The sequence below is a fragment of the Methylocella tundrae genome (assembly GCF_901905185.1).
In the GTDB taxonomy this organism is placed as follows: domain Bacteria; phylum Pseudomonadota; class Alphaproteobacteria; order Rhizobiales; family Beijerinckiaceae; genus Methylocapsa; species Methylocapsa tundrae.
In genome coordinates this window covers 36,337-53,940 of record NZ_CABFMQ020000073.1, presented here as the reverse complement: position 1 = coordinate 53,940, position 17,604 = coordinate 36,337, and the positions used below count along the sequence as shown (strand labels likewise).

The window sequence follows — 17,604 nt, the reverse complement described above, 5'->3', positions numbered from 1 at the left end:
GGGCGCCGCCACGCAGCCCGGGATCGAACGGCAAGACAGACGGGTGATAAACTCTGGGCCGGTCTGTGACCAAAAAATGCGCCGGGCTTAACGTCCTTGCGTACTCGAAAATTGTGTCATTCCCGCAGTTGGCCCTTGCAAAGCCGTTTCGTTTATATACAAGCTGCTTGGCCCACGCGCGCGACATATGGTATATCGTCGCTGATTATCAATATATTGCAAAAAATAGCTTTTCAAAGGGAGATTGAGTTGTCGCTTCGCAAGGCTTTATACTTCGTAGCATGGCTGCTGGCCGTCGCGCCGCAAACAGGGTTGGCGGCATGTATCGCGCCGGTCTCCAATCCGCCACTCAATGCGGTGAATGGCGTTTATCCCTCTCTGCCGGCGCTGCCCTGGACGGCGCCGTCCGGCTGGACACAGACATCGACGTCCTGGGCGGACAAGGGCGTGGCCATCAAGTTGACAACCGGCGGCGGCGCGCCGCAGACGTTCATTGCTCACGGCGTCAATTACGAGCCGACCCAGATTGGCGGCGGCGCGGGCGTCAGCCCGTCAAACGATTTTTTCTATACCAATGGCTCCAAAACGTGGCTGCCCCTGTGGCAGCGCGATATTCCTCTGTTGCAGGCCCTGCACGTTAACAGCGTTCGCACTTATGGCGTGTGGAAGTGGGAGCCCGGCTTCTTAAGCGCGAGCAGCGGGGCCGACGGAGTCGCCACCTTCTGGAGGCAAGTTGATTTCTCGGTCCAGACGCAGGACAACACGCCTTTCTGCGATCCCGGCAATGGCGCGCTGACATACCCGCATCCAGACCACACCCACTTCCTCAACAAGATGTGGAATAACGGAGTCAACCCGATCTATGTGTGGATTGGCATTGCGCTCCCCGTCGAATTGTTCGACGCAAATTTCGATAAGACGCGGAAGGAAAATCTGCGGCAGTTTTATAAATACACCGCGCGCTGGCTCGCGCAGAAATATGGCAACCATCCCGCGGTGATCGGCTTCGTTATCAGCAATGAAGTCGATAATGGGGTGAACACCACGACTTCGAATTTCTGGAATACGCTCAATGATTTCAACGCGCTAGTCAAAGCGAGCGCACCGACCAAATTGACCATGGCCGTGTTCCACGATGGGCCGAATGCGTTTTCAACCATCACCCATGGTCAGTTCGCCGGGAAGACCGGGCCGCAGGTCTATCAACTCGATGTGCTAGGGGACAACCCGTACAATGATCCGGCGTTGCCGGGCAACCAGTACCAGCGGTTTCATGACGGCTTCGCGACCAACTGCACAACGACGGAGAACCAGCCTTGCATCAAACCGATGCTCCTGACCGAGTTCGGCACGCCGGCTGATACGCATGTCGCGCTAGCCGACGCGACGAAGGCTTATCCGACCACATGGATCGCCCCGAACTTCATCTGGTCGCCTTCGCCCCCCGCTCCTCAATGCTTGTCTGTGGGCAATCTCGGACCGCCGCCGGGATCCGGCAGCGACGGCCCCGAGGCCGAACATGCCGCCCATAGCACTGTAGCGCAGGAGCTGCCAGCGGACCCGACTCTGGCGAAATTCACGATGCCAACCAAACTCGTCCCGTTCTTCCCTAACAGCGGCGTCATGGCCGGGGATCCCCTCGCCGCCGCGCTTCAAGCCACCTGGATTACGAAGTTCTGGAAGCAGGCGGTGGCGCCACACCTCGCCAGCAACGGTCCCGATCGGGACACAAAATTCCTCTATGCGTCGGGCGGATACGTCTTCGAGTTTCGTGACGAATGGTGGAAAGGCAATGAGACTTTCCCCTATTTCCACAGCGCCTCAGGAACGATCTCCTGTCAGCCGGGACAAGGTTGTGGCCAAGCGGCCTGCGCGAATACCGGCGGCGCTAACAACGTATTTCCGGGCGGCTGGGGCGACGAGGAATGGTTCGGCCTCACGTCTGCGAAGGTCAACCCGAATCGTTGTCCTGCAACAAACTTCAATTGCCCGGGAGGCGGAGGCCAAAACAAGTATCCTGTGGTGAACTACAACACCGGAGCGCTGAACGGAGGGCCTGACATTCTCAAGCCGCGCGCGGCGATAGCGGCAATATGCGAAGTGTTCTCGGCGACCGGCGTTTGCGATTGATTGCTTCGCCATCCAGCGCCGCCATCGTCTGATTTGTTCCGCGGATGCGTCTCGGTTGACATGCGGCCTTCGATGCAAGCCAAGGACATTCCCGTGTTGGTCATGACGCCGGCGAGATTAAACATGCGGTTCGCCGGCGCCTTCCAATAAAGGCGCCGGAGGAATCACCAGCAGGTCTGCGCGGGCCGCGGCGGATGAAGAATGTGACGAAGCCGCTTTGTGTTGAGAGGCCAATTGAGCGGCTCTGGATACTCGGCCTGATGAGACAAGCGCGGAAACGCCGAAAACGGGGTGGGGGTAGCTTGATGGCCCAGCGAGTTAGCCCGTCGGCGAGCACGCCTTCGCATGACCGCCGTTGACGGAAGGTTCGTTAAGGATCGGCGCTAGAGTCCTGCTTCCTTGAGGATATATTGAGGAGTGGGCGTTGCTTTGCTGGAGCCTTTTTCGAGGCGGGCACGAGAAGATCGACAGCATGCTTTCGGGTAAAGCTCTCGCTTTTAATGATAAATGTTGATTGCTGATTTTCGTGAATAATGCTAGTCGGACGGAGCTCGGCTGCGGGGTAAATCTGCGCAATTTGCGATATAAGCAGGTTATAGCAGTCGGGCCCCACCGGGGGGATAGCTATGACGCGTTTGACGTTCGCATCTGTATTGTTCTTCGCCTTCGTAATTGCATTCATGTCAATGGAGCCAAGCCAGCGCGAGGCAGCGCTCGGCGTTTCTAGCGCAAAGGCCCAGATCGTTCCGCAGCTTAATCCCTGCGCAGCCCCGAATGCGATCAACCCGACCGATGCCGCGGAGACCGCGTGGCAACTTTGGGTGGCGGCCACTTGTCCCGTTAACACCCGCCAATATCCCTTCGTGGTCTGGGAGGACTGGATCGAGCAGGCGCAGATGTATCCGGCGAATCCGGCTGCCGGTCTCGAGGTCCCAAACGCGAAGGCCGCTGGGCCAAACGCAACACATCTGTTGCACGGCAGCCCGCTCGCAACGTTGAAGAAGCCTAATAGCATCAAGCTGGTGCCTGGGCTGCTCGGCGGAGCGGACCAGAGCTGCAACAAGGCGAGTACGCCGCCGCCCGGGCAGCCTAATCTCGTCATTTGCGAGGAGGTGCGGCTGAACGGAGCGGTCGAGGATTATATCGCTGGAACGAAGCTTTGGAAGCGTGGCGGCCAGACCAAAGCCGCGGCAAATGGAACAGACATCCAGTTTTCGCCACCATCTGTCGAAATCAAAGCGGACTGGATTCAGCTATCAAGCATTGGGCTGGATTGCAGCACCCTGCCAGCCAAATTCTTCCAAAAAATCCACGTAGAAACGATCAACGGCAACTGCTTTGCGTTGGCTGGCATGCACCTGATGTCGAAGCTTCAAAACAAGTGGATATGGGCGACCTTTGAGCCGCAGAGCCCGATCACGAATCCGTACCGCTGCCAAGTTTTGGGTTGCACTGACGATTTTGGATCAACACCAACGGTGACGCACGGAGCGGATACAAGTTTGACGCCTGGGCTGACCGCTTTGATGACGGCGGCTAATTTGGCCCCCGAATTCTTTAACTACCGGTTGGATGGCGTTCAAATCGGATATTTCAAACCACAGCTGTTGGGAAATTCAATCATCGAAGGGGAAAACGCCGGTGTTCCGTTGACTCAGGCTTCATGTATTACGTGCCACAGCGTCTCCTCGATCAAAAACGACGGTACCGATGGGATTACTTTGTTGACCTCTAATCCTGTCGGAGCGCCACCGGCGCTGCCCTCCGATGCTTGGATTCGGCGTGACTTTATTTGGTCTTTGTCGGAGGCCTGCTTCAACAGTCCCCTGCAGGCCTGCACGCAGCAGTAGATTCTCGGCGCGCTGAACCGCTGGAGCGTTCTACCAGGCCCCCCAACCGATCGGTGCGCCGTCTGCGCTTTTCTTGAAGCTTAAGGGCCTGACAATGCTTTGTTTCGTCAGACGAGCGAACCAGCGGTAGGCGCTCGCCGCGTTCATCCTAAATCGCTCCGCCGCCTGGCGGCGCGAAAGACCATCATTCAATGGGGTCCGCCCCACGTGATGGCGTGGATCGAAGGTAAACAGCCTCGACCCCTGCCACGCCAGTCTCCTTCGCCAGCACGGGGCTTTAATCTGAAACGCAGCCATTTGCGCATCCTCTCAGATTCGGCCGCATGAGATAAGACATCAGGCGTAAATGACGCCGCCATGCGAAAGTTTCCGCAAGCCGTTTTTGACGGTTAAAAGCTCCCGTCCCGGTGTGGCGGCGCGATATCACGCGCCGCGCGGTTTCCCATCGGGGTGAGGGGATGCCAAATTGGGCATTCCAGCCGAACGCGGTTAAGATCGCTTTGATTGAGTCAGTCAACGTTAGCGTCGCCGCGCTCCGGCACATCGGCGCGGATGTTCGTACTGGAGCTTTGACAAGGGATCAGCAAACCCTACAGCGCGAGGGCGTAGGATTGGCAGAGCGAGATCTGTGTAATGAACCCGATTGAAATCACGAGGCTTGGACTTACGGTTTTGGCGATTTCCAGTAGCGTGGCGCAGGCGCAGGAGCCTCGCAACATCACGCCGGCCGCGCCTCCCGGGCTTGCTATCTCGGATTTTGCGGTCAGAGACGGTGACTCGCGATTGAAGGGTCAAACAATCATACCAGAAGCAAGCACCGCCAAGCCTGGCGATACAGGCCGCCGCGCGCATAGCAACGTTCGCCTGTTTGTCCCAGCCAAAGCAGAGGAATCGCAAGAGGCGGCGATCGCTGCGCCAAAGGCGGCCGTCGGACCGCCGTTTTCGGGCTTCTACATCGAAACTCCGGCCTCTCTCGCGTGCCTTTACGCCCTGGTCACTCCCATCGGCGGCTGCAACCCCAATGCGGTCACCGCTAACGCCACCGGGGGCAGCAAGGTCGTGGCTATTGTCGACGCTTATGACAATCCATCGATCCTGACCGACCTACAGCGATTTTCCGCACAATTTGGCCTCCCCAGTCCGACCGCCACAAATTTTCAGGTCGTCTTCGCCGCCGGCGCGCGTCCGGCGCTCGACAATGGCTGGGCGCTGGAAGAAGCGCTTGACGTCGAAGTGGTTCATGCACTCGCTCCCGGCGCAAAAATTATCCTGGTCGAAGCTGCATCGAGTTCGTATCCCGATCTTATGCAGGCTGAAGATATCGCAAGCTCAATGGTTACGGCGGCGGGGGGAGGGGAAGTGTCGAATAGCTGGGGCGGAGCTGAATTCTCTCGCGAGCTGTCTTATGCATCTCATTTCAATGGGAAAACTAATGTCGTCTTTTTCGCGTCCACTGGCGACGCGCCGGGCGTGTCTTTTCCATCGACATTGCCGTCGGTGATCGCGGTCGGCGGCACGAGCGTTTCGCGCAACGTCGAAACTGGAAAATTCAGACAGGAGACCACTTGGGCGGACGGGGGCGGGGGGGCGAGCGCTTATGTCCCGCGGCCACCCTACCAGGATGTGATAAGCAGCCGCGTCGGAGATGTGCGCGGAGTGCCTGATATTTCATTCGACGGGAATCCAAACACCGGCGTCTGGGTTTACTGCGGAACAAGTTGCGGCGCTTCGGATCAGGGTGGGTGGTACATTGTTGGGGGTACCAGCGTGGGCTCTCCAGCGATTGCCGCGATGGTGAACAGCGCTGGGGGGTTCGCGGCGAATTCCGACATCGAGCATCAAAAACTATATGCGCATCTTGGGACTGCGAGTTTCTTTAACGTCAACCTCGGTGTGTGCGGCCCCTATGCTGGTTTTTTTACCGTTTCCACTAATGCTGCGAAACTATGGGATTTCTGCACTGGCCTCGGATCTCCTCGCGGTCTCTCAGGCTTGTAACGATGGAGCGCTGCAAGAGCCGCCCGAAAGCGGGTTAAGGCCTGTCAAATCGGATGTGGCGCGTTGATGGACCTGACTGCAGGGCCGTCCTTGGCGTATCCGAGAGCAATAGCGACTTCGCCGCATATCGACCAAATTCGTTCAGGCCTTTCATCGTTGATATCAAACTTGCTGACCCGGGCCCAATCGATGTCGGGGATTTCATTCATCGGAACAACGTTCTTCCCGAGAAATTTGCCAAGTTCACAATGTGTTTCGACCGGATTCGCACAAATTTCCTCATAGCGCAGCTGTAAATGCCGCTCGTCGGCGAGGGTTTTGGAAAGCGCGCGGCAGACATTTCCGACCTGGTAAGTCCACGTGACGGCATTGTGCAAATAAGGTTCGTCGAATTCGATGTTTTTGGGATTGAGCCCGCAAGCTACGTAGGCGGCGGGCAGCACGACTTGACCAACAGGGTTGCTCAAACGCGAGGTCATATGTGTGCGACGCAATGAACTGGTAACCGGATGACGGACGAGGTGAACGACCCGCGCGCGCGGAAAGGCCCGCAACACTTGCGGAAGCGCCAGCATCGTTTCTGGAAGCTTCCATCCCCAAGCAACATCTGACGGCAAACCGGCCGCGGAGAGAATCCGCCCCGCTGTCCCGCGCAGCCGCTCACGCCAGTAAGCATCGCGGGTTGATCCGGCATCGACGCCCACTGTCGTCGACTCGATCGCCAACTCATAGATATCTTGGACCCATTCCACCGAGTCTGCGGTGGCGTTCAGCATATTACCCAAAAAAATCCCGTTTGAGGCGGCAAATGCCGACAGCAGTCGCGTCCCGCTTCCGCCACGTCCGAGCAAGATAATCGGTTCAAGCGGATCCTGTGCAACGTCGCTACGGCTGCGTTGCATTGTCGGGTCAGCCATATCCAAAGCTCCTCGCCGACGCGCCGGCTATATGGATAACATCAGCTTGCTGCGCCTCATCGAGGTCGCTCTGCCAAACGAACAACGATGTAGCATCGATTGGGCGCGTCCGGTCGGTTCCGCCCGGACCTTCCCCTCGATACAAGGCGTGCGAGCGGAGCGCTTCAGCAGAATGTGGCAAATCGCATTCGTCCAGTATCCGTGAAATCATCCGGTCAGGCTCGCAGACCAGATCCTCATATCTAAACTGCGTCACGCAAATGCCCGCCTGGCGGAATGTTGGCGCCATACTTGATTTAATGTTCCAGATCGCGGCCTGCCTTATCCACTGAGGCTGAGCTTCATCTGCGAGGAGCCGGTACTCCGCCGTGAACCGCTCGATGAGCTCTGGTCGATCATTGAGCAAACGAAGCTGGTTTCCGACGAAGTCGATGTGGCTAAGCCGGGCCATCGAAGCGACGACGGCTCTGGGGTCTCGCACGGGGTAGACGACCGATACAGGCGTTCCCAGAGATGAAAACCGGCCGACGTCGTAGGTCAAGTTTGGAGCCTTAAGAACGAGGACCCTCGCGCCTATGTCGCCCGCAGTCACAGCGCCTCCTAGACGGCGCGGCTTATCCATTTGCCGATATTTCGCCTCGGCGCTTTTTACCATTGCCTCAGCAAGCGCCACAGCATTATGGCGCCTATCGGTCTCCGCATGGAACCAGGGATAAAGGCCATCAAACTCGTCTACAAGAAAAGCCTCTGGATGAGCGCCGACGATCTGGCCCGTCAGCGTAGTCCCGCTTCGCTGACACCCTACGATAGCGACGACGCGCTCGATCCCATCCCAAAAGCCGGTTCGCGAAATGTCGTTATATGTACCGTGGTCCTCCAAACCCACTAGCTCCCCCCTCCAAATTCTAAGATATTCGGCTGAACTTGAAGAGGAAGTCAAATATATGCCAAGCGTTGCTTTGGGAGCAAGACACCGTCGTCTACTTCCCTTAACAATTGCATCAATCACCATCGACGCTCGGATCAGGCCTTGCGGCGCTCATTTGACTGAAAGTGAAATTAGATGAATCGCCGCACGATCGTGTTTCTGGCCTGGGGTGACGCCTTCATCAATAATGTTGGACGATGCATTGCGGAAAGTCGCCTTCCAGATTATCCGATTCTTCTTATCACCGACAATGAGACGGATGTCGCCTGTTTACCCTCCCACGTGTCGGTCTTGAGAAGAGATTTGATGTTTCCCGGCAAACTGGCAAAGCTCGAGCTGCTGGCGGCCGTGCCCGATGACCTTGAAACGGTTCTGTTCCTCGATGTCGACACTCGCGTGATAGGGGACATTTCCTTAGGGTTCGAGAAAGCAGAGCGTCATGGGGTAGCGATGGCGGCTGCGCCTCACTATTCGCTCGAGGATTTTCGCTCGTTCCGCAGCGTCATGGTCAGAGAAGGCGTTTCGCCTTGCGGCCAGATGATCTACAATTCCGGAGTTATCTTCTTTGCCGCCAACCGACCGGAAGTGCGAGACATCTTCAGTCTGGCGCGCGCCACTGCAAGCAAGGATGAGATTGCTCCTTGGGGCGATCAACCATACATAAGTCTTGCGATGGAGATGCTTGGTTTCAATCCGTACACGCTGTCTCCGAGCTTCAATCATCGCGCATTTGGAGAATTGATCAGCGGCTCTATCCGGATTTGGCATTCTTACAATCCATTACCTGCGGAAGCGCAGAATCTTTCACCTGGATATCTGCACCGCTATGAGAACGGCGCTCTTGTGAAGGCCGTAAAGGTGCCGTTGTGATTGAGCTATGAACAACATTCCTCGGATCGTTATCCATGTTGGCGCGCCGAAAACGGGTTCGACTTACCTCCAAAAGCGACTGCGCGCCGATCCGGCGCACTTGCGGAGAAACGGGATTTACGTACCCGTCCTACCCTCGGTCGCGCAGATGGCCGGCAATGCTAAACTGCTCGCGACTGTCCTGAGCAAGCGTCCTTCTCTAAGCTTCGAGCGGATATTTCCAAACATCGACGTAACCAGGCTGAGACCGGCCGCGATTGTTTCCGAGTTGCTTCGCGATTGGCGATCGGATGAGGAAGCTATTGTTCTTTCCGCTGAAAATTTCCGCCCGGAGCACGCTGGAGCACTTCGCGAGCTTCTCCCAACGTGCAGGTCCTGCGTCGTTGTTCTGTTCGTGCGCCGACAAGACCAATGGATAGAATCTTACTTCAATCAGTTGACTAAAACAGCAGATGTAGCTGAGGATCTCTCGAGTTTCGTTACGCGGCTCTGCGACACGCAGGGTGAGCGCTTTTGTCGTCCTGACTGGAATACTCATTATGAGGCGTGGCGGCATGCTTTCGGCGCTTGCAACATCATCTTTTACGACGAAGCCCGATCCGATCTGTTCTCTGCATTCTTAAGCGCGGCCGGCCTGCCAATCGTGCCCGACCTCATCGAGGTTCCCCCCGCTCAGGTTTCGCTCAACATCCATGAGCTCGCCTATCTTTTGGCTCTGGAACGACCGTTCTCCCACGCGGACTTCGTCCGGCACCGAGTAGCGGGCGAGGAGGCGTCAAAGCGTCTCGCGTCAGGAGTCCGGAGCATTCTCGGCGAGGCCGAACATGAAAAACTGCGTCAGCGGTTTGAAGCGTCAAACCATAATCTCCTGACCGCGCTCGGACGCGCCAATGAACCAAAACTTTTGCAATTGACGCCTTCCACGCGTCGTTGCGATCTGAATGAAGTATATGCGTCGGACGATTATGTTAGATACAGAAAACTGGCGGATGAAATATTTTCTGCGCGGTCACTCGATTCAGTCTAGGATTTTTTCCAGGATCAATTGCTTCATTCGGACTCTTTGTATCCAACGAAAAGCCTTCTGTGTACTTGCGGATATGATAGGGAACCCGTCAAAGCTCTGGCTGAAAGCGATGAGAAGCCTTCGCGGTCCGGACCGTTGCCGCGCCGTAATTTTACCTCGACGAGGCGCTGCTTGAAAAAAATTCAATATGGCTGGCGCTCTCGGCATTGAAGGCGCCATACAGTAGCGGCCTGCGCACGGGACGCTTATATTCGACGCCCCGGATGGCTCGGTACTCGCGGCTGAATTCTGCCCAAGGTGACTCAAGCGCATTCGTCGCCACGCCGCCGTGGACCTGGTGAAACGTCGCCTCGCCGAGCAACATGATCAAACCCGATGTTGCATCTTCGGCCAGCCGATGCCACAGGTCTAAATTCGCCAGACCTCCGCCGGGCGTCCTGAAGCGGATATCATAGCCGCCATTTAAATCTCGCCAATGCGAACGCTTGAGGAACAATGCGTTTGTTTCTGCTGGCAATTTGAACCACCCCTCGGCTGAGGAACCAGCGAAACTAGAGATCTGGAAGAGCCGATAGCCGTCCTTCTCCCAGTCGCAACGAGCGAGAAGGGTATCTTCGACCTCCTGAGAATATCCCTCAGGGACGCTTTCCATCTGCACCTTGAAACCCAGATGAAAGGCCAAGGTCCCGATTACCGGCTTCGGATGGAGCTGAGACGCGGCCAGAGCATTGACAAGGAGGCCTGGGGACGCCATTCGAGCTCCATCGATGCAAACTCCGATAAGTTCGCCGTTTGCCGCAACCAACCCTTGGTGAATCGCGGCGACAGGCGAGGGAGTGGGATCGGGCGCGTCGAGAACCCTGACGTTTGGCGCAAAGGGCTCCAGCTCCTGCTGGCGAAAAGGGCGTCGAGAGCCGTTATCGACCACGATCAACTCATAATCGTCGACACTCAATCCCTGCTGCATCGCGGGAGAGAATGACTTCAAGGTTCTCGGCAGCTCACGTTCCATGTTGTGAGCTATTAAAATGATACTCAACGCAGGCATAGGTTCGTCTACCATATTATAGACATATTGTATAATAGACATATTGTATAATTGAGGATGTAAATGAAAAGCTACGCAGAGCTGGCTCGGTTTGTCTGGACAACTTTTCCGGTTTGATAAGTCGCGCGTGTGCCCGGTTCCGGTCGCCGCGATGTGCGGCAGCCGGTTGAAATAGGCCTGTTCTGACCTCTGCCAGTCAAGGCTGGATTGGGTCGGCGGGAATTGTGGAAACGAGGATAGTTGGCGAGCGAGGCTGGGCCTCCGCGATGAGCGGCGCAAAGACGCCGTAATAGCGATCAATGCGCGACGGGGCTCAGCCAAAATCAGAGTTATTGGAGGCCTCCTGAGCCGCTCCCGGTTTTTAGGCCAGCCGAGACTGGAATTTCCGCCTGTTTTGGCTTATGACGCGGGGAGCGTCGATAAGCCGTTTGCCAACGATATCGGGGGCTTATTCCCGATCGCGCTATGGGGTCTGACCTCGTTATAGTCTCTACGCCAGACCTCCATTTCCTCCCGGGCGTCCGCAAGGCTCATGAACCAGTGGGCATTGAGGCACTCCGCCCGAAACTTGCCGTTGAACGACTCGATGAAAGCGTTGTCGGTCGGCTTGCCGGCCGTGAAAAGTCGAGCACGACGCCCTTCTGATAGGCCCACAGATCAAGGTCCCGCGAGATGAATTCGGAGCCCTGATCCACCCGGAGGGACTGTCAGGAATCTTGTGTGCTGGGCCATAATGACGCCGATGGAGGGCTCATATGGCAATCAAGAAAGACACCCTGGATCAACTTCTGGCCGGCCGCGATCCGAAAGAGGTTTTCAACAAGGACGGCTTATTCGATGAGCTGAAGAAGGCGCTGGCCGAGCGGGTGCTAAATGCTGAGATTGACGATCATCTTGAGGGCGAGGCGGCCGAGGGCAGGAAAAACCACCGCAATGGCTATTCGAACAAGAACGTGATCACCGAGACGTCGAAGCTCGATATTCGCATACCGCGCGATCGTGAGGGCACTTTCGATCCCAAGCTGATCGCCAGATACCAGCGCCGGTTTCCCGGTTTCGACGAGAAGATCGTGTCGATGTATGCGCGCGGCATGACGGTGCGGTAGATTCAGGGACATCTGCTTGAGATCTATGGGCTGGATGTTTCGTCCGACCTAATCTCGACGGTGGGTTCTGGAGACGGTTGGCGAATGGCGGAACCGCCCTTTGGAGGCGAGCTATCCGCTTGTTTTCTTTGATGCGTTGCGGGTCAAAATCCGGGACGAAGGCCTGGTGCGCAACAAGGCCGTCTATATCGCGCTGAGCGTCCAGGCGGATGGGACGAAGGATATTTTGGGTCTTTGGATCGAAAATACCGAAGCACCAAATTCTGGCTGCGGATGATGAACGAGCTGAAGAACCGGGGCGTCAATGACGTTCTGATCGCCGTCGTCGACGGTTTGAAAGGCTTTCCGGAGGCGATCAACGCCGTCTTTCCACAGACGATCGTTCAAACATGTATCGTCCATCTGATCCGCCATTCAATGGATTTCGCCTCCTGGAAAGACCGCAAAGCCCTCGCCGGCGCATTGAAGATGATTTACCGGGCGAAGGACGCCGATGCGGCCTGGACGGCGCTCGAGGCTTTCGACGCTGGCCATTGGGGGCAAAAATATCCGGCCATCGCGCAAAGCTGGCGGCGCAATTGGGAGCGCGTAATCCCTTTCTTCGCCTCCCCGGAGGCCGTCCGGCGGATCATCTACACCACAAACGCGATTGAGGCGCTTAACGCAAAATTACGCCGCGCCGTGCGCGCGAGAGGTCATTTTCCAACCGATGACGCCGCGACGAAGCTTCTGTTTCTCGTCTTGCGCGAGACCGCCCGAGAATGGAAAATGCCGCCGCGCGAATGGTTCGAGGCAAAGACTCAATTCGCCATCATGTTCGACGAAAGGTTCGTTCAAGCGTGATGGCTCACCGGCCTCGCACACAAAATTTCTGACACTCCCAGCTCGGATCGTCTTCGGATAGCCGACGCTCTTGCAGATCCGCTCCAGCGTCAAGACCACGTCTTCGCCCCGATAGCTGAAACGGGGATCAACAGCCGGAGAGAAGCGGGAAAACGTGTCGACTATGGTCAACACCCGAAGCTTTCGGCCTGTCGCCAACTGGTTATGCACAAAGTCCATCCCCTCCGCTGGCTTCTCCAAGAGGCTGCGCCTGCCGGAGCCTCAAACCAGCTCCGCCCAGGTTTCGTTGTGCTGCATGGCGGCGCATCGGTCGTCCCGCAGTTTGGCCTTCACCCGCCTCTTTGGGGTCTTGTTCTGCAATTGCAGGCCAAGATCCTTGTAAAGCCGATAGATCCGCTGGCGTTCACCGCCCAGCCTTCCCGCCGCAGCAGCACGTGAATGCGCCGATAGCCATAGCGCACGCGCGTCTCCGCGATCTCCTTGATCCGCTGCTTGATATCCGCCTGGCCGCCCCGTTTGGAATTGTAGGCGTACAGCGCCCGGTCGACCCGTAGTGCCGAGCAAAGGCGCGCCGGATCGAGACTTTCCGATCCGATCGCAGCTTGTCGACAAGCTCCCGCTTGCGGCCAGGCGTCAGTGCTTTTTTGCCAGCACTTCCTGAAGCATGGCTTTGTCCAAGGACAGGTCGGCGACAATCCGTTTCAGCTTGGCGTTTTCTTCCTCAAGCTGGCGCAGCCGCTTCATCTCCGACGGCATCAGGCCAGCGTATTTCTTGCGCCAGTTGTAAAAGGTCGCATCCGAAATGCCCGCCTTGCGACAGACCTCGCAACGGCAACGCCATCCTCCGCCTGCTTCAAAACGAAGGCGATCTGCGCCTCCGTGAACTTGCTCGTTTTCATGGAATTTTCCTTAATCAGGGATCATAATTCGAAATCCCAGTTCAAAATGGCCGGTTTTCAGGGAGCAGGTCAAGCCCAAGGGGTAAGGTCATCGCCTACTGAGCTTGTCATACCAACGGCCTCGATATTTGGCTCGTGAGGGATTCCGCTTTCGCGTCTGAGATAATTGCATGGCGCGGGGAGGATTCGCGCGATGGCGTCAGCGGTTAAATTACGGACGGATTTTTCAGCTGGCGAACTTTGGCGGCTTGCGACGGCGGCGAAGAACGCGAACCAGAGCCGGCGTCTATTGGCGCTGGCGGCGGTCCTGGACGGCATGAACCGGACAGATGCGGCGCGGATCGGCGGCATGGATCGCCAGACGCTGCGCGACTGGGCGCATCGGTTTAACGACCATGATCTCGACAACTGGTCGAAGGGCAGGCCGACGCGCCTCTCGGCGGAGCAGCAGGCGAAACTGGCGCAGCTTGGACCGGTCCGGACCGGGCCGTGCATGCGTCGTGCGCTGGCGGCGCGTCGACTTGCAACGCGTCATCGGCGAGCGCTTCGGCGTCGTCTATCACGAGCGTACGGTCGGCAAGCTCCTCAAGGCGCTCGGCTTCTTCCATGTCAGCGCCCGTCGGCGCCACCCGGGGCAGGACGCCCGGACGATCGAGGCGTTTAAAAAAACTTCGCGGCCGCGCTGAACGTCCATCTGGCCGGCGTCAGGAAGGGCAAACCCATCGAGATCTGGTTCCAGGACGAGGCCCGGATCGGCCAGAAGAACGGGATCGTCCGCCAATGGGCAAGACGCGGAACGCGGCCGCGTCAGCCTGCCGACCAGCGCTACGAGAGCGCCTGGCTCTTCGGCGCGATCTGCCCGGCCCGCGGAACCGGCGCGGCGCTCGCACTGCCCTATGCCAACACAGAGGCCATGCAACTTCATCTCGACGAAATCTCACGCATGGTCGCCAAGGGCGCACACGCTGTCCTGCTGCTCGATCGCGCCGGGTGGCATACGACGGGGGCCCTCAACGTCCCAAAGAACATGACGCTGATTTTCCTGCCTTCCCGATCCCCGGAGCTGAACCCGGTCGAGAACATCTGGCAATATCTGCGCGCGAACTGGCTCTCGAACCGCGTCTTCGAAAGCTATGACGCCATCATCGACGCCGCCTGTGAGGCCTGGCGAAACCTCATCGCACAGCCCAAAACAATCACCTCAATCGGCATGCGCGAATGGGCCCACATCGGTCAATCATAAGGGCCGTTGGTATCAATGGGCTTTAATAAAGCCGGGCTGGATCGTATCCAGCAAATCAGGCCCGCGGAGCAACTTATCGAAGCGCGCGCCTTGCAAGCTTCTCGGAAATGAGGCTGATGCCCAAACACGCTGTCGAAAAAGCGAAGAGATAGGGAATGTTGAGAAGCTTATCCGGGTAATCCTCGTAATACGACGAACGGATCCACTCGACGCATTGCAGTAATGGATTCAAAGCGGCCCAGTGATCATAAGGATCCGGGATCGCCGGAGGAAAGAAGATGATGCCTGAGCTGATCCAAAAAAGAGGCATCGAAAGATTAAACAACAGGGCCCATATTGGAACAACTTGTGCAATTAATCCATTCAAGACTCCAAATGAAAATGCGAAATAAATCGTTCCGGCAATCGCAAAAACGAAGCCCGTAGGATCTCGCGGCGAAAACCCATCTGAGAAAAAAACTAATATCAATATCACGACAATTGAAAGAACGATCGAATTTGCCAGTTCCAGAGCGCCTCTTGCAAGCAGAATATCGAAGACCTTTACTCTACTAAAATAAAGAAGCTGCCGGTTTATGACAAGCGCCATAACAAGCTGTCGGGCAGCGTAAACATAAATCACAAATGGAAGTATGGATACGCCGTAATAGACAAGCTGGTCCGTTCCTACCGCCGGTAACCGGCCGAAAGTTTTGAAGACGATCACCACGGCGAGAAGATGCCCGAGGGGCATCAGCAAGAGAACAATCAAGCCTGTGCCGTAGGGTCCGGTTTGGACGCTGATATCGCGCAACAAAATCGCGCGGACGACTGCCAGATTGACCGCAAGCGCGGACGAGGCGGGCCGCGATGGCTTAATCGTCATGTCTGATTGCATCGCTGCGCCTCAATGTTTCGTTCCCGCAACTCAATTCGCGTCATCGTTTTGGGAGCCTGCCGATTTCTTGTGCTTTCAGGACGGATTTCGCGGAGTGTCCACTAATTGCGGACTGAGGCGCAACCCCGCTGTAGATGTTTGATCGCCGCCAAGGCTGCGACGCAGCTGCGCATCAATGGTTCACATCTTTAATGAGAACTCCGAGCGGAATTGCGGCAGAGCGCCAGGACCCGGTTTATGCCGCCGCCCTCGCCATCGTTTGACGGCGCCGACGCCGTCCCGGTGATGATCAATGATTGCCCGGCGATGACCCGGAAAAAGCGCATTTCTGACGATAATCCTGTGCGGAAGAGGAAAATGGTTCCGGAATTAAGCCGGCGGCTCGAAAGGCGAGCGAGGCCGAATCGCATCAGATCCATTCTGACCGACGATCCCATGACAGTGAGCGCTTTGGTTGACAGCACGTCGAAGAAGGGTACTTTGCCCCCCATGTGATTATGGTCTTGCGACGTGGCGGGCGCGCCCGGTTAGTCTGTTTTGTTGGCCGTCCCCGTGATGGATATTCGCACCCGGGAGAAATAATGCTGGATTTGCTAAAAGGTATTTATAGCAAGGTTCCGTCCTGGGTTTCAACAGGAACGATAACATCGGCAGAGGCTGCTGTTCTTTCCAGCATGGTTCAACGGTTGCGACCGCGTGTTCTGGTCGAAGTCGGAACGGCTTCTGGAGTTTCGACAGCCGTGCTCGCCGCCGCCGCGGACGCGGCCGACCAGCAATGGGAACTGCACACTTTCGACATTATGGAAGTCTGTTACTTCGATGAAACGAAGATCGTCGGACAGGCTGCTCTCGACATCCTCGGCGAGCGTCCGAATGTACATTTTCATCGGTCGTCGACTGCGCTCGACATCAAGGCGACGCTGGGCGACCGGCAAGTGGATTTCGTCTTCATCGACGCGTCTCATTCGTCGCCCTGGGCTGCGATCGACCTGCTCAGCATTCTGCCGAACTTAAGGGAAGGGGCCGTTATCGCTTTGCATGACGTTCTGTTGCCTTTCCACGAGGGCTATTCGCACCAAAATGCGGCGCGTGACATTTTCCGGGTTTGGCGCGGTCAAAAATGGACGGAGGCGAGCGCGCCGAATCTCGGGATTTTGCGCTTCACCGATCTCAAGCAGACGCTCACCGATATCGCGACATTGCTGCAGGCCGATTGGGACATTGCGCGCAACGCCGAGGTCATAGACGACTTTGTTTCTCTGCTATCGCCCTTTGCGGAGATCGACTATCCGGGCGAGGCGCAGTGCCGAATGTTTTTCGCCAAATGCGTTCCCGAGGTCATTAACGGCAACCAACATACCAAGCCAGCTCCTTTTCCGTTTGCTTGCGGCTCCCAGGTCCATCCAAATCACACCGGCGACGCCCTCCGCGTGATCTGGAAGGGATTGCCAACTTCATCAGGGACCCATTTGCTGTTTTCCGCCTATGCCAGCAACGGCGCGGCTGACAACCCCGGCGCCGTGGTTAGCGTTCGCGACCTCAATCGGAAGCCCGATGAAATTCACAGCATCTCGGTGGAGCCTCGCACGCGGACGTTCATAGACTTTGAAACTGGTAATTGTGATTATCTTGATCTGGAGATTGCTGTCACCCCCACACCAGGATTGCACGCCTATTATGCAGGAATCGAACTCTCGCCGTTCACAGTCAAAGGAGCCGGGAGCTCCCGGAAAATTGACGTGGCTCTTTCGCAATTTCTCTATGACGAATGAGATGAGACCCCGCCCGGAACTCCATAAAAGCAGAGTTGCGTTCGAAGCGCTGCGTCACGAGCAAAAGCGGATGTCTTTCGATAAGCGCGATCGACG

The 17,604-nt window shown here is 56.9% G+C and carries 10 protein-coding genes and 4 pseudogenes; 8 read left to right on the top strand and 6 right to left on the bottom strand.

Going from position 1 to position 17,604, the window contains the following annotated elements; genetic code table 11:
* Positions 1–249: 249 nt before the first annotated feature.
* From MPC4_RS06775 to MPC4_RS06765, 3 genes are all read left to right on the top strand, one after another.
* On the top strand, positions 250–2,130 hold the full coding sequence (locus MPC4_RS06775) for a glycoside hydrolase 5 family protein (RefSeq protein ID WP_174511848.1): 1,881 nt from the start codon (positions 250–252) through the stop codon (positions 2,128–2,130).
* A gap of 626 nt (positions 2,131–2,756) precedes the next feature.
* Complete coding sequence (locus MPC4_RS06770) at positions 2,757–3,980, top strand: hypothetical protein (protein WP_174511847.1); 1,224 nt, start codon at positions 2,757–2,759, stop codon at positions 3,978–3,980.
* Positions 3,981–4,613: 633 nt separating this feature from the next.
* Positions 4,614–5,978 carry a S53 family peptidase gene (locus tag MPC4_RS06765; protein WP_174511846.1) on the top strand — a complete coding sequence of 455 codons (1,365 nt, stop codon included), beginning with the start codon at positions 4,614–4,616 and terminating at the stop codon, positions 5,976–5,978.
* A 44-nt stretch (positions 5,979–6,022) separates the two neighbouring features.
* On the opposite strand, the gene MPC4_RS06760 is transcribed toward MPC4_RS06765, so the two are convergent.
* Positions 6,023–6,895, bottom strand: coding sequence for a sulfotransferase (locus MPC4_RS06760; RefSeq protein WP_174511845.1), 873 nt, complete (start codon positions 6,893–6,895; stop codon positions 6,023–6,025).
* A complete protein-coding gene (locus MPC4_RS06755; RefSeq protein ID WP_174511844.1) occupies positions 6,888–7,907 on the bottom strand; it encodes a sulfotransferase family protein in 1,020 nt (339 codons plus the stop codon). The genes MPC4_RS06760 and MPC4_RS06755 overlap by 8 nt, the downstream gene beginning before the upstream one ends.
* Before the next feature lie 51 nt (positions 7,908–7,958).
* Between MPC4_RS06755 and MPC4_RS06750 the strand changes: the two genes are divergently transcribed.
* Together MPC4_RS06750 and MPC4_RS06745 are read left to right on the top strand one after the other, a co-directional pair.
* Positions 7,959–8,693 (top strand): glycosyltransferase family protein, encoded by a 735-nt coding sequence (locus MPC4_RS06750; RefSeq protein ID WP_174511843.1) that lies wholly within the window; start codon positions 7,959–7,961, stop codon positions 8,691–8,693.
* 7 nt (positions 8,694–8,700) lie between these two features.
* Positions 8,701–9,720 carry a hypothetical protein gene (locus MPC4_RS06745; protein ID WP_174511842.1) on the top strand — a complete coding sequence of 340 codons (1,020 nt, stop codon included), beginning with the start codon at positions 8,701–8,703 and terminating at the stop codon, positions 9,718–9,720.
* A gap of 151 nt (positions 9,721–9,871) precedes the next feature.
* Here the strand turns inward: MPC4_RS06745 and MPC4_RS06740 are convergent, their stop codons facing one another.
* Positions 9,872–10,768 carry a glycosyltransferase family A protein gene (locus MPC4_RS06740; RefSeq protein ID WP_280514752.1) on the bottom strand — a complete coding sequence of 299 codons (897 nt, stop codon included), beginning with the start codon at positions 10,766–10,768 and terminating at the stop codon, positions 9,872–9,874.
* A gap of 399 nt (positions 10,769–11,167) precedes the next feature.
* Positions 11,168–11,475: pseudogene (locus tag MPC4_RS06735) on the bottom strand (integrase core domain-containing protein); the annotation flags it as partial.
* Positions 11,476–11,523: 48 nt separating this feature from the next.
* Between MPC4_RS06735 and MPC4_RS06730 the strand changes: the two are divergent.
* A pseudogene (locus tag MPC4_RS06730) lies at positions 11,524–12,717 on the top strand (IS256 family transposase).
* Positions 12,718–12,735: 18 nt separating this feature from the next.
* Here MPC4_RS06730 and MPC4_RS21165 read toward each other — a convergent pair.
* A pseudogene (locus tag MPC4_RS21165) lies at positions 12,736–13,616 on the bottom strand (transposase); the annotation flags it as partial.
* 193 nt (positions 13,617–13,809) lie between these two features.
* Between MPC4_RS21165 and MPC4_RS06720 the strand changes: the two are divergent.
* Positions 13,810–14,859 (top strand): annotated as a pseudogene (locus MPC4_RS06720) (IS630 family transposase).
* A gap of 73 nt (positions 14,860–14,932) precedes the next feature.
* Here MPC4_RS06720 and MPC4_RS06715 read toward each other — a convergent pair.
* Positions 14,933–15,736 (bottom strand): ABC transporter permease, encoded by an 804-nt coding sequence (locus MPC4_RS06715; protein ID WP_174511840.1) that lies wholly within the window; start codon positions 15,734–15,736, stop codon positions 14,933–14,935.
* 503 nt (positions 15,737–16,239) lie between these two features.
* Between MPC4_RS06715 and MPC4_RS06710 the strand changes: the two genes are divergently transcribed.
* Complete coding sequence (locus MPC4_RS06710) at positions 16,240–17,508, top strand: class I SAM-dependent methyltransferase (protein ID WP_210253607.1); 1,269 nt, start codon at positions 16,240–16,242, stop codon at positions 17,506–17,508.
* Positions 17,509–17,604 lie beyond the last annotated feature (96 nt).